Genomic DNA, 12188 nt, shown 5'->3' on the forward strand with positions numbered 1-12188 from the left:
ACCCGGAGCCGCTGTCGCTGACGCGTTTCCGACCGGGTACGCGTCAGCGACCCCAACTGCGGCGTGTGAGGTAGGCGAGGACGGCGGTACGCCGGGCGTGCCACGGTCTCACCGGCCGATCGGTGAGGCGTCCGTGAGGAAGTCGGTGTGCTGGTCGGTGTAGGCGGGATGCCCGGCGACCGAGAACTGGTTGCGGCCGCCGCGTTTGGCTGTGTAGAGCGCCCCGTCCGCCCGGGCTGTCAGCTGCTCCGGGGACTCCTCGCCGGCCCATTGGGCGAGCCCGGCCGAGAAGGTCTGGCCGTCGGGCGTCGACTCCATCAGGCGTTCCAGGATGACGGCGGCGTCCTTGAGGCGGCAGTGCATGATCAGGCCGAACTCCTCGCCGCCGTAGCGGGCGATCAAGTCGCCGGCCCGTAGCTGTTCCTGCCAGGCGGAACTGGCGGTGCGCAGCAGTTCGTCGCCGGCCGGGTGGCCGAGCCGGTCGTTGTAGCGCTTGAAGTGGTCGAGGTCGATCAGCCCCACCACCAGGGTGCCACCGGAACGCTGGGCAGCGGCGAGCCTGCGGTCCAGCTCGGCGTCCCAGGCCCGGCGGTTCGGGATCCCGGTCAGGGCGTCGAGGTAGGCCAGCGACTCGAGCTGCGTGGCCTGGTTCTGCACCGTTCGCACCAGCCCGAGGATGCGGACGATCAGCAGCAGGAACACCGCGATGGAGCAGACCGACGCGGCCAGCCAGTCGGCCGTGTCTCCCCGGATGAGGCCGTCGGCGATCAGCAGGACGGGGCTGAGCAGGCAGGCCGAGCTGATCAGCAGCACCCGGGCCGGGGTGATCCCCTCGGGTGGCCGGTGGTCGGCGCCGCCGACCGTGGCCATGGACGGGTGCAGGGCGGCGCCGCCGAGCAGCAGCGCGCTGAGCACGAACGCGGGGGCCAGTTCGTTGTCGTTGGTGCCGTGCCAGGACTGCCAGACCCAGCCGACGTGGGCCAGACCCTGCACGGCGAGGGACGCGACCAGCTGCCAGAACGCGGGGCCGCGGCGGGAGGCGGCGGTGAACATGCGGATGACCCCGGCCAGCAGCAGCAGATCGGCCAGCGGGTACGCCATGGTGATCAGCCGGTCTCCGAGCGGCATGGCCGGCCCGACCAAGGGGCGCAGAAACAGCATCCAGACGCCCAGCCCGAGAGCGCCGGCCACCATCAGCGTGTCCAGGACCCCGGCCCGGTCGCGGCGCCAGGACAGGCCGTCGACCAGCAGCATCAACCCGGCCAGCAGCAGCGGGTAGCAGGCCAGGAAGAAGATGTCGGCCGCCGACGGGAACGGCACGCCGCCGCTGTACAGGTAGACGGAGATGGCGACGTTGCCGGCCCCGCCCGCCACAGTCATGATCAGCAGCAGGATCCAGGGCAGGGTGCGCGGCGGCCGGTTGACCCGGACACCGACGGCGATGGCGGCCACGGTCAGCAGCGGATAGCCGTACGTCACCAGGGCCGCCGCCGTGGACCCCTCCGGCACGAGGATGCGGGCAACCGTCAGCGCGGCGGCGACCGCGCCGTACCCGATCCACAGCTTGCGGATGCCGGAGAACGCCACGTTGGTCACATCGGTGCCCGGCCCGGGAAACTGAGAGCGCTCGCCCGTTCTTGCTTCTTGACCTCCGGGTTTCCGCAGGTCAGCTCGGGTGCGCCGGTTGAGCTTGATCACTGGGCGGCCGGCGCCGGGTGGGGGACTGGCCTGGGGCAGGAAGCAGACGAAACGGCACGACGCCCGCGGGCCGGCCGGCCTCAGGCAGGGTGGACCTCGGCCAGCCGCCGGTCTGCGTACTCGCCGGGCCAGCTGACGGCGGCTTCCCATGCGGCCGACGCCTGCGCGGCGATGTCGTACGTGCCGCCGCCGAGCCCGGCCGCGTTGCCGGGTAGCACGAGGTCGAGTTCTGGCACGTCGACGTGGGCCTCGTCCCAGTCGATCAGCGTGACCCGGTCGGCGGTCACGCGGACGTTCCCTGGGTTGGCAGGGTTGCCGTGCACGACACACGCCGGGCGTCCGGCCAGCCGCGCCCAGGCCGCCCGGCAGCGGGCGACGGCTTCGGCCGGCATCGCGCCGAGGTCCATCTTCGTGCCGGTCTCGGCGTGCAGCAGGTCGGACGACGACCGCCAGCCGGGGCGTTGCGGCCAGTCCTGGGTGAGCCGGTGCAGCTCGCGCAGCGTGTCGGCCACGCGTCGCCAGTCGGCCGAGGTCTCGGGCGGGCCGCCTTCCACGTACGTCATCACCGTCAGCCCGTCGGCGAAGAGGCGGCCGTCGGTGGTGGGGACGGGCAGCGGCACGGGCAGGCCGGCGTTGTCCAGGTGTTGCATCAGCCGGGTCTCCCACGCCAGGTCGGCGTCGTCGCGGGCGCCGAGCCGGCCGACCGCCAGGGTGCCGTTGACGCGTACGCTCCACACATCGTTGGCGGCCCCGCCGGTGAGCTGTTCGAGGCGTACGGCGTCGCGGCCCCACTGGCCGAGGGCGGCCCAGCGACTCATCTGCCCCACCACCCGTACGGGATTGGATCTTCGACTGGTGGGAACGTTAGAGCATGCCCGCTGTGAGCCGCCATGCCCGTCGTCTTGTCCGCGTCGACCGCTCGCTGCCCCGCACGATCGAACACCCCGCCCGTACGGTCGTGATCGGTGGTGGCATCGCCGGGATGACGGCGGCGCTGTTGCTGGCCGAGCGCGGCATCACGGTGACGCTGCTCGAGCGCGACGAGCGGCTCGGCGGGCGGCTCGCGGCCTGGCCGAAGCGGCTGTCCGACGGCTCGCACCAGATGGTCGGGCACGGTTTCCACGCGTTCTTCCGGCAGTACTACAACTGGCGCCAAGTGCTGCGCCGCGTCGACCCGGAGCTGGGGTTCCTGCGCCGGGCCGACGGTTACCCGGTGGTGTCGCGCACCTGGCCCGACGAGGACTTCGGCGGGCTGCCGGGCCGTCCGCCGTGGAACCTGCTCGCGTTGCTGGCCCGCTCCCCCAGCCTGCCGTTGCGCGAGATGCGCGACGTCGACGGACCGGCGTCGCTGGCGCTGGTGCGGTATTCGCGGGCGGAGACGTACCGCGAGTTCGACGCGATGCCGGCGGCGGAGTTCCTCGACCGGCTGGCCATGCCGCAGCGGGCCCGCGCGCTGCTGTTCGACGTGTTCGCGCACTCGTTCTTCAACCCGGCGACCGAGATGTCCGCCGCCGAAATGATCATGCAGTTCCACTTCTATTTCCTGCGCAATCCGGAGGGGCTCGACTTCGACGCGCCCGACGACGACTACGAGACCGCGATCTGGCAGCCGTTGAGCCGCCGCTTGCAGGCGCTCGGGGGTGAGATCCGTACGGGTGCCGCCGCCGACCGGATCGAGCCGGGCTGGACGGTCACCCTCACCGGCGGCGCCGAGATCCGCGCCGACCACGTCGTGCTGGCCACCGATCCCGCGTCGGCCGCGGCCATCATCGCCGCGTCCCCGGACCTGCCGAGTGATCTCGCGAGCCGGATGAAGAGCGTTCAGACCACTTCCCCGTACGCGGTGAGCCGGTTCTGGACGGACAGGGATGTCGCGCCGGACCGCGCCATGTTCAGCGGCGTCGGCGGGGAGCCCCTGCTCGACTCGGTCAGCCTCTTCCACCGGGTCGAACGCGGCGCGCGGCAGTGGGCGCGGCGCACCGGCGGGGCGGTCGTCGAACTGCACGCGTACGCGGCCCCGCCCGGCACGCAAGCGCAGCAGGCGGCCGACGACATGTGGTCGCAGCTGACCGGCATCTGGCGGGAGACGGGCTGGATGCGCATCGTCGACTGCGACACCCGGGTCGGCGCGGACGCCCCCTCGTTCGCGGTGGGCAGCGACGCCACCCGTCCCGGCGTGCTCACCGGCACCGACGGACTGCTGCTGGCCGGCGACTGGGTGCGCATGCCGTTCCCGAGCGCGCTGATGGAACGTTCCGCCGCCTCGGCCGCGATGGCCGCCAACGTCATCCTGCGCAAGCACGGCGTACGGCCGGTCCAGGTCTTCTCGGTGCCGGCCCGCGGACTGCTTCACCGCCGCTCGTCGTAGGCGGCCCGCGCCTCGTCCACGCGGGCCAGGTTTTCGTCGGCCCACGTGGTCAGGTGCGCGAAGAGCGGGCCGAGGCTCGCCCCCAGTTCGGTGATCTCGTACTCGACGCGGGGCGGCACCTCGGCGTGATAGGTGCGGGACACCAGGCCGTCGCGTTCGAGCCGGCGCAGACGCTCGGTCAGCACCTTCGGCGTGATGCTGGTCAGCCGGCGTTCCAGCTCCACGAACCTCTGCCGGCCGTACGTGTGCAGGCTCCACAGGATCGGGGTGGTCCACCGGCTGAACACGATGTCGACCACCGGCGCGACCGGGCACGCCAGCTCGGGATCGGACGTCTGCCGCACGTGCCCTCCGTCACAAAGCCATTACTATCCTCTAGGTACCTACTATCCCTACGCTACTAGCGTCGTCCTCATGATTGTTGTGACAGGCGCTACCGGAAACGTCGGCCGCACGCTCGTGCCGGCCTTGGCCAGATCAGGGGCGGCGGTCACGGCCGTGTCCCGCGGACGCAGCCCGATCGCGCTTCCCGACGGCGTACGCCATCACCGCGCCGACCTCGGACAGCCGGACAGCCTGCGTCCCGCGCTCGCCGGCGCCGAAGCGCTGTTCCTGCTCGTGGAGGGCGCCGGGGCACACCTCGACGGGGCCGCGATCCTGCGTGTCGCCGCCGACGCCGGGGTGAAGCGAATCGTGTTGCAGTCCTCGCAAGCCGCGGGCCGCCGGGCCTCGCACGCGCCACTGCAGACCCTTGAGGACCTCGTACGCGGGTCCGCCCCGGCCTGGACGATCCTGCGCCCCGGGGGTTTCGCCTCCAACGCCTACGCGTGGGCCGAGCCGATCCGTGCCACCCGCACCGTGGCCGCCCCGTACGGCGACGTCGGGCTGCCCGTGGTCGACCCGGACGACATCGCCGAGGTCGCGGCGGCGGCCCTGCTCGGCGGGCACGACGGACGCTCGTACGAGCTGACCGGCCCGGAACTGAGCACCCCGCGCGACCGGGCGGCCGACCTCGCTGCCGCGCTGGGCGAGCCGATCGCCTTCGTCGAGCAGACCCCCGAGCAGGCGCGTGAGCAGATGCTGCGGTTCATGCCGCCGCCGGTGGTCGAGGGCACCCTGGCCATCCTCGGCACCCCGGCCGGGCACGAGCAGCGGATCAGCCCCGACGTGGCAGCGGTGCTGGGCCGGCCGCCCCGCCCGTTCGCCGCGTGGGCAGCACGCCACGTCGACGCGTTCCGCTGACAGCTCACGCCATGAGGTGGTGGATTTGCCCGTACGAGGGATCGGGCCGGCGCGCGGCCCCCACCACTGCGGCGGGCGGGACTCGAGTTCGGCGCGTTCCTGCGTCGTCGGGGATGAGGCGACCGAAGCCGACGGCGACGGACCCCGGCATCAACCACTTCGACGGCGGTCAGCGAGTCGCCGTGGACGGCGACGGACCGGCGGTGCACACGGCTTCTCTGGAACAGCCGCATGGCGCGCGGCACGGGGCGAGAGTGCGTCAAGATGGGCCGGTGAAGATCCTCTCGATTCAGTCGTCGGTGGCGTACGGGTATGTGGGCAACTCGGCGGCCGCGTTCACGTTGCAGCGGCTCGGGCACGAGGTGTGGCCGGTGCTGACCGTGCACTTCTCCAACCACACCGGGTACGGTGCGTGGCGTGGGCCGCTGCTGGCGCCGGCCGACGTGGCCGAGGTGATCGCGGGCATCGAGGACCGGGGTGTGCTCGGCACGGCCGACGCGGTGCTCTCGGGCTACCAGGGCGACCCGCAGGTGGGTGCGGTGATCCTCGACGCCGTCGAGCGGGTCAAGGCCGCCAATCCGGACGCGGTGTACTGCTGTGACCCGGTGATGGGCGACGTGGGCCGGGGGCTGTTCGTGCGTGAGGGCATCCCGGAGTACATGCGCGACGTCGTGGTGCCCCGCGCCGACATCATCACCCCGAACCACTTCGAGCTGGACTACCTGTCCGGCCGGACCACCACCACCCTCGGCGAGGTGCTGGCGGCGGTCGACGTGGTGCGGGCCACGGGGCCGCGGCACGTGCTGGTCACCAGCGTGGTGCACGGCGACGCCGAGGAGGGCACTGTCGACGTGGTGGCGGTCTCGGACGAGGGCGCCTGGGCCGTGACCACGCCGCTGCTGCCGATCACCCCGAACGGCGGCGGCGACGTGACCGCGGCCCTGTACCTGGCCCATCTGTGGACGACCAAGTCACCGGCGACGGCCCTCGAACGTACGGTGTCCTCGATCTTCGCCGTGCTGGAGGCCACGCTCGCGTCCGGCTCGCGCGAGCTCGAACTGGTCGCCGCGCAGGACGTGATCGCGAACCCGCCGGCCGGGCTGACCAGCCGCCGCCTGAGATGACCGACGAGCTCGCTACCCGGTAGCTTTACCCTATGAAAACAACCAGAATGTCCGTCTTTATCATGACAAGCGCGCTCCTGATCAGCCCTCTGACGGCGGGACGACCGGCGTACGCCACGTCGGCCGCCTCGACAACCGGGGCGGCTGAAACGCAGGAGAGTGTGGTCGTGACCGGCGAGGGCGAGGTCTTCGGGCAGCCCGACACCCTCGAGGCCGGCTTCGCCGTGGAGACCACCGCGGCCACCGTTGCCGACGCGCTGGCCCGCGCCACCAAGGCGAGCACCCGCATGCGGGACGTGCTCGTCCGCGGCGGTGTCAAGAAGGACGACCTGCAGACGTCGCAGATGAGCATCACGTCGACACGCAAGGACGACGGGCCGATCACCGGCTACACCGTGCAGCAAGGGCTCACCGCGAAGATCCGGAACCTGCCCCGGGCCGGCGCGCTGATGTCGGCGACCGTGAAAGCAGGCGGGGACGCGGCCCGCATCAACGCGGTGTCGTTCGCGATCGAGGACGACGCCGCCCTGCTCGCCCAGGCCCGGAAGATGGCGTTCGCCGACGCGCGGGGCAAGGCCGAGCTTTACGCACGGGAGGCGGGCCGCTCGCTGGGCCGGGTCGTCAAGGTGACCGAGTCCGGCGGGAGCGGCTGGGCGGGCGGTCAGGACCGGTACGCGGCTGCCGACGCCTCGATCCCCGTGGAGCCCGGCCGTCAGCGGCTGTCGGTGAGCGTCACCGTCGAGTGGGCGTTCACGGCTCCTCAGCCGCGACAGCGTCGATGAAGGACCGGGCCAGCCACTGCTCGTACTCGTCGAGCGACCAGCCCCGGTCCTCCACGAGCAGCTCGTAGACCTCGGGGGCGATCAGCGTCCAGACGATGTCGCTCGCCCGTCCGGGGTCGAGGCCGGCCCGCAGGCCTCCGGTTTCGGCCAGGTGCCGCACGACACCGGAGGCACCGATCATGCGCTCGCGGTTGGTGGTCTCGCGGAACTGCGCCAGGTCGGCGTCGCCGCCACGGGCGCCGGCCAGCAGCTTGGCCAGTAGTGGCCCGGTGCGTTCACTGATCAGGCGAGCGGCATGCGCGTACGCGGAAAGCTTCTGCCTGGGGCCGGCGGCGGTGTACACGGCCCGGATCTCGGGGCGGTCGATCATCGGGATGGGCTCGTCGTCGCCGGCCAGGGTCACGTCGTACACGTCCTTGATCAGGACCGCCTTGGTGCCGAACGTCTTGTAGACCGTCTCGGTCGAGACCCCGGCCCGCCCCGCCACGTCGCGCATGGTGACGGCCGCCGGACCGCGTTCGATCAGCAGCTCACGGGCCGCCTCGAGCACCCGGCGGCGGGTCAGCCGGGCCTGTTCAGCGCGGCGGGTGTTGTCGTATGCGCGACGCGTCATTGAGTACCGCCCATCAGTATCGAATACTTCTCCACTGTATCCGATTACTCAAAGGGAGAGATCATGCGCACCCTCGACACCGAGATCTGCGTCCGCTCCATGCACCTCATGGCCTCGGGCGACCTCGACGAGCTGACCGCGACCGTGCATCCGCAGGCCACCAACCGCGAGGCCAAGGACGAGCCGCCGGAGTGCCGCGGGCAGGGGCCGGCCGCCTTCGCCGCCACCGCTCACTGGCTGCGTGACGCGTTCGCCGGCCTGGCCTTCGAGATCCACGACACGGTGGCCGACGGCGACCTGATCGCCGTGCACTGCACCATGGCGGGACGTCACACCGGCCCGTTCGTCTCGTACGACGAGCACGGCCGGGTGGCCCAGGCGATGCCACCGACCGGCCGCAGCTTCGCGATCACCCAGACCCACTGGTTCCGCATGCGCGACGGTCAGGTGGTCGAACACTGGGCCAACCGCGACGACTTCGGCATGGCCGTGCAGCTCGGCTGGGTCCCGCCGACCCCGGTCTTCCTGTGGCGGATGGCCCGGGCCAAGCGCCGCGCCGTCCGGGCCGCGAACCGGTAGCCCGGATAGGGTCCGATCATGGACGTCGTCGTGGTGGGGGCCGGGATCGCCGGGCTGTCGTGCGCACGGGCGCTGGCCGAGGGCGGCGCCCGGGTACGCGTCGTCGAGCGCGGCCGGGTCGTCGGGGGCCGCCTGGCCAGCAAGCGCTACGACGACCGGTACGCCGACATCGGCGCCGCCTACCTCGTCGCCGACGATCCCGGGTTCGCCGCCCAGGTCGCCTCCTGGCAGGAGCGCGGGCTGGCCCGGCCGTGGACCGACACGCTACGGGTCTACCCCGGCGGCGGGCCGTCGAGCGGGCCGGTGCGGTGGGCGGCGCCGGGCGGGTTGCGTTCCCTGGCCGCCGACCTGGCCGAAGGGCTCGACGTGCGGCTGTCGGCGCCGGTCGACGCTGTGCCCGAGGACGCGGACGCCGTCGTGCTCGCCATGCCGGGCCCGCAGGCGCTGCGGCTGAACCCGCCGCCGGGAATCGCCGCGGCCGCCAAGGCGCAGACGTGGCATCCGGTGATCGCCGCCGTCCTGACGTACCCGTCGCGGCAGTGGGGCGAGCTGCGCGGCGCCTTCGTCAACGAACACCCGGTGCTGGCCACGGTGTGCGACGACGGCGACCGCCGTGGCGACGGGGCGCCGGTGCTGGTCGCGCACTCCACCGGGGAGCTTGCAGCGCGGCACCTCGACGATCCCGGGGCGGCGGGGCCGATCCTCGCGGGGGCGGTCGGTGAGCTGCTGCGCCTGTCGGAGATTCCCACCGTACGGGTGCACCGGTGGACCTTTGCCCAGCCGGATCCGGTGGATGCGGCGTACGCGGTGGACAGCCGGGTTTGGTTGTGCGGTGACGCCTTCGGCCGCCCGCGGGTGCAAACCGCCTGGCTCTCGGGCCGCGCTGTCGCCCACGCCCTGCTCAGCCGGCACTGAAACGACCAGCGACGGCAACGCCCCGCGAGAACGGGGAGGCCCGGCCACAACGGCAACGCCCGGCCCAACGGCGAAGCCCCGCGACAACGGCAACGCCCGGTAGTAACGGCGAAGCCCCGCGACAACGGCGGGGCGCGGCGGCGACGGCCCTGACCCGGGGACTCGGCCGCACCCGGGCCGCGGCCCTCCCCGCGTACGGGAATCAGTGACCGGCCGCGGCGAGAGCGGCTCGTGCGGGACCGGCCAGCTCAGGATTGTCGGCGGTCAGCAGGTCCTCGATGACCGGGCGCAGCGGACCCGGCCGTCCCCCGCTCGCCGCGAAGAGCGTCGCGCCCAGCGAGATCAGATCCCCGGCCGCCGGGCCACCGGCGGCCGGGCCGAGCAGCGCAACCCGGCCGTCGTCGTGCAGCAGGACGGTCCCGGGGTGCAGGTTGCCGTGGTGCGACGCCACCAGCGCGTCCAGCAGGCGCAGCCCGATCGCCCGCACCCGCGCGACCGGCAGCGGACCGTCCTCGCGAAGGACGTCCGCCAGCGTCCGGCCGCTCACGGTGCGCGGCGCCGGGGCGTACGAAACAGCGGTCATGCCTGAGACGATCCTCCGCCGCCGGGCCCGTGTCGTCCGGGTGAGCCCCCAACCGCACTACCGGCTAGCGGTAATCACTTCGTGAACGTGAAATACCGGTACGGGCCGTAGGTGCTGACGTTGGCCGTGTCGCCCGACTTGGCGTACAGGTAGGCGAAGCGCACCCGGTAACGCACGCCGACCGAGTGGGTGCCCTTCAGCTCGTACGTGACCTTCCCGGCGCTGCTCAGCGGGTACCAGCCGGGGCCCCACACGATCCACTTGCCGTTGCGCAGCACGTCGATCTGCATGTACGCCTTGCGGCCCGGATACGCCGTCATGGTCGTGGTGAACAGCGGGTGCTTGGTCTTGCGGAAGTGGTACGTCGGCACCGACCCGATCTTGGCCGTCTTGTAGTGCCGCGACACGGTGGTGGCGACGCTCGCCCGGGTCGCGACCGTGGACTTGACGGTCTTGGCGAGGGTCTTGTCGTCACCGCGGAAGATCGCCGACAGGGTCGTGTTGCGGGTGAGCTTGAGGCTCGCGGTCAGGCTGCCCTTCGCGTCCACGTTGGCCTTGCGCAGCAGACGGTTGGGCTGGTCGCCGCCGGACGGGTCGGCCCAGATCTCGACCGTGCGGCTGGAGCCGGTCGGCCCGAGCTTGGCGGTGAAGGTGACCGTCGTGCCCTGGTTGTAGGCGCTGCCGTTGCGGTCGAGGGTGAGCGTGGCCGCCTTCTTGGGCACGGCGACCAGCACCGACTCGGTGGCGGAGACCGCGCCGTACGTGTCGTCCCCGGAGAAACTGAGCGTGTAGGTGACCTTGCCGGGTGCCGCCTGCGAGTCCTGGAACTCGAACATCCCGTCCTCGGACACCGCCTCGGGGCCGACGCGACGTCCCCCGGGCGTGGCGGCGTCGGATCGGGTAATCACCAGCGGCGAGCCGGCCGGGGCGGGACGGACGAAACCAGTGACCGAGTACGACTGGCCGGGCTGCACCTCGGCAGGAACGGACAGGTTGGCGCTGACCGTCTTGAGCGTGTTCAGGACCTGCAGCGAGAACCAGGGGCCGGGGTTCGAGGCCGCCGTGGACGACTTCAGAGCGATGCCGAACAGGCGGCGACCACCGGGCTCCCAGGCGAGGCCGCTCCCGGCAATGCCGGTCAGGCTCAGCGGTTCGCCGTTCGGGTCCTGCAGGCGGAATTCCCGTACGGCCTCGGAAGTGCCAGGGGTGTGCATGCCCGCGCCGTCACGGGCCGGGAACGCGAGCGTGCCGTCCGTCCGCACGGCGACGGCGTTGCCCAAGCCGGTGCTGCGGTAGGTCTCGACCCGCGACAGGTCGGTCCCGGACAGCGCGAGAGTGCCCGAGGCGTCGGCCACAACGAGCCGGCTGCCGTCGGCGGTGAACGCCATGTCGATGTTGCGGGAGAGCTGGGTCGAGGCGAGCACGGTCGGTGGGGTCGTGGTGATGTCCAGCAGCTGGTAGACGCCCTGCAGGTACGTGTTGCCGGCCGCGACGATCACGTCGGGGCGGCCCGGGGTGGCGGCCAGCTGCGGGACGGTCGTCCACTGGGTGCCGCCCATCTGCTTCCCGGTCGTCACCACGGGTTCCGGGCCGGACAGGTCGAGCGAGCCGAGCCCGTCCTTGTCGCCGAACCAGAGCTTGCCACCGGCCTGGGCGAGCGTGGTGGGGTCGGTGCCGGTGTCGTACCGGGCGACCTCGGCCGAGCCGGCCGGGTCGAAGGCGACGACAGCCTTGCCGTCGGGCCAGGCGGCGTAGAGCCTGCTGCCGTCGTGGGAGAGCTCCAGGTCCGCCAGGCCCGGCAACCCTGCCTTGGTGGCCAGGACCTTGCCGTTGTAGTCGACGGTCACCAGCTGCCCGCCGGTAGGGTCGCTGAGGAAGATCCGCTTGTGCTTGCCGTCGACGGCGACGTCGCCGAAGCCGCGGATCGGCAACTCCATCGCGAAGTCGTCGGCGCTGGCCGACCCGGTGGCGAGCTGGAACGCGACGGCGGTGCCGGCGGCGACGACAGCAACGGACAGGGCGGCACGAACCGACCGCTTGAGCATTGACACTCCCCCATGAGACGCCCTGGCAGCGTACGCACGGGTAACCGAGAAGTTGATCATCCGATCGGCCGAGCCCCGAACCGGTCAGAGGGGTCGATACAGCCCCGAGGGTGCACGATGACGTGATGGCGACGTTGCGATCGGTCAATGTGGGGCTGCCCCGGGATGTGCGCCGGCGGGGCCGGACGGTGCACACCGGCATCTGGAAGACGCCGGTCGAGGGCGCGCAACGGCGAGGA

The 12188-nt window shown here is 72.0% G+C and carries 12 protein-coding genes; 6 read left to right on the forward strand and 6 right to left on the reverse strand.

The window, feature by feature from the left end; all coding sequences use genetic code 11:
* Positions 1-108: 108 nt before the first annotated feature.
* Complete coding sequence (locus C8E87_RS04095; protein WP_133871846.1) at positions 109-1587, reverse strand: GGDEF domain-containing protein; 1479 nt, start codon at positions 1585-1587, stop codon at positions 109-111.
* A 191-nt stretch (positions 1588-1778) separates the two neighbouring features.
* Entirely contained in the window at positions 1779-2516 is a 738-nt protein-coding gene (locus tag C8E87_RS04100; RefSeq protein ID WP_133871847.1) for a phosphotransferase enzyme family protein, read from the reverse strand.
* Positions 2517-2569: 53 nt separating this feature from the next.
* Between C8E87_RS04100 and C8E87_RS04105 the strand changes: the two genes are divergently transcribed.
* Positions 2570-4066 carry an FAD-dependent oxidoreductase gene (locus C8E87_RS04105; RefSeq protein WP_133871848.1) on the forward strand — a complete coding sequence of 499 codons (1497 nt, stop codon included), beginning with the start codon at positions 2570-2572 and terminating at the stop codon, positions 4064-4066.
* On the opposite strand, the gene C8E87_RS04110 is transcribed toward C8E87_RS04105, so the two are convergent.
* A complete protein-coding gene (locus tag C8E87_RS04110) occupies positions 4048-4410 on the reverse strand; it encodes a winged helix-turn-helix transcriptional regulator (protein WP_133871849.1) in 363 nt (120 codons plus the stop codon). The genes C8E87_RS04105 and C8E87_RS04110 overlap by 19 nt on opposite strands.
* A 70-nt stretch (positions 4411-4480) precedes the next feature.
* Here C8E87_RS04110 and C8E87_RS04115 point away from each other — a divergent pair, with 70 nt between their 5' ends.
* The 3 genes from C8E87_RS04115 to C8E87_RS04125 all read left to right on the forward strand — a co-directional run bounded on the left by C8E87_RS04115 (position 4481) and on the right by C8E87_RS04125 (position 7214).
* Positions 4481-5308, forward strand: coding sequence for an NAD(P)H-binding protein (locus tag C8E87_RS04115; RefSeq protein ID WP_133871850.1), 828 nt, complete (start codon positions 4481-4483; stop codon positions 5306-5308).
* A 272-nt stretch (positions 5309-5580) separates the two neighbouring features.
* Positions 5581-6432, forward strand: a complete 852-nt coding sequence (gene pdxY, locus C8E87_RS04120; protein ID WP_133871851.1) for a pyridoxal kinase PdxY — start codon at positions 5581-5583, stop codon at positions 6430-6432.
* Positions 6433-6494: 62 nt separating this feature from the next.
* Positions 6495-7214 (forward strand): SIMPL domain-containing protein, encoded by a 720-nt coding sequence (locus C8E87_RS04125; protein ID WP_133871852.1) that lies wholly within the window; start codon positions 6495-6497, stop codon positions 7212-7214.
* Here C8E87_RS04125 and C8E87_RS04130 read toward each other — a convergent pair.
* Complete coding sequence (locus C8E87_RS04130) at positions 7183-7827, reverse strand: TetR/AcrR family transcriptional regulator (RefSeq protein ID WP_133871853.1); 645 nt, start codon at positions 7825-7827, stop codon at positions 7183-7185. The two genes, C8E87_RS04125 and C8E87_RS04130, sit on opposite strands and share 32 nt — an antisense overlap.
* 63 nt (positions 7828-7890) lie before the next feature.
* Between C8E87_RS04130 and C8E87_RS04135 the strand changes: the two genes are divergently transcribed.
* On the forward strand, positions 7891-8406 hold the full coding sequence (locus tag C8E87_RS04135) for an ester cyclase (RefSeq protein ID WP_239080670.1): 516 nt from the start codon (positions 7891-7893) through the stop codon (positions 8404-8406).
* Positions 8407-8424: 18 nt separating this feature from the next.
* Positions 8425-9321, forward strand: a complete 897-nt coding sequence (locus C8E87_RS04140) for an NAD(P)/FAD-dependent oxidoreductase (RefSeq protein ID WP_133871854.1) — start codon at positions 8425-8427, stop codon at positions 9319-9321.
* A gap of 202 nt (positions 9322-9523) precedes the next feature.
* Here C8E87_RS04140 and C8E87_RS04145 read toward each other — a convergent pair whose 3' ends face one another.
* Together C8E87_RS04145 and C8E87_RS04150 are read right to left on the reverse strand one after the other, a co-directional pair.
* Complete coding sequence (locus C8E87_RS04145) at positions 9524-9904, reverse strand: protein kinase family protein (protein WP_133871855.1); 381 nt, start codon at positions 9902-9904, stop codon at positions 9524-9526.
* Between the two features lie 74 nt (positions 9905-9978).
* Positions 9979-11949, reverse strand: coding sequence for a YncE family protein (locus tag C8E87_RS04150; RefSeq protein WP_133871856.1), 1971 nt, complete (start codon positions 11947-11949; stop codon positions 9979-9981).
* Between the last annotated feature and the right edge of the window lie 239 nt (positions 11950-12188).

The organism is Paractinoplanes brasiliensis, from assembly GCF_004362215.1.
GTDB classification, from domain to species: domain Bacteria; phylum Actinomycetota; class Actinomycetes; order Mycobacteriales; family Micromonosporaceae; genus Actinoplanes; species Actinoplanes brasiliensis.

Bases quoted from the DNA above. Each gene is read 5' to 3' on its own strand.
- C8E87_RS04135 (WP_239080670.1), top strand. From the start codon at position 7,891: ATGCGCACCCTCGACACCGAGATCTGCGTCCGCTCCATGCACCTCATG.
- C8E87_RS04145 (WP_133871855.1), bottom strand. From the start codon at position 9,904: ATGACCGCTGTTTCGTACGCCCCGGCGCCGCGCACCGTGAGCGGCCGG.
- C8E87_RS04100 (WP_133871847.1), bottom strand. From the start codon at position 2,516: ATGAGTCGCTGGGCCGCCCTCGGCCAGTGGGGCCGCGACGCCGTACGC.
- C8E87_RS04140 (WP_133871854.1), top strand. From the start codon at position 8,425: ATGGACGTCGTCGTGGTGGGGGCCGGGATCGCCGGGCTGTCGTGCGCA.
- C8E87_RS04105 (WP_133871848.1), top strand. From the start codon at position 2,570: ATGCCCGCTGTGAGCCGCCATGCCCGTCGTCTTGTCCGCGTCGACCGC.
- C8E87_RS04150 (WP_133871856.1), bottom strand. From the start codon at position 11,949: ATGCTCAAGCGGTCGGTTCGTGCCGCCCTGTCCGTTGCTGTCGTCGCC.
- C8E87_RS04130 (WP_133871853.1), bottom strand. From the start codon at position 7,827: ATGACGCGTCGCGCATACGACAACACCCGCCGCGCTGAACAGGCCCGG.
- C8E87_RS04115 (WP_133871850.1), top strand. From the start codon at position 4,481: ATGATTGTTGTGACAGGCGCTACCGGAAACGTCGGCCGCACGCTCGTG.
- C8E87_RS04125 (WP_133871852.1), top strand. From the start codon at position 6,495: ATGACAAGCGCGCTCCTGATCAGCCCTCTGACGGCGGGACGACCGGCG.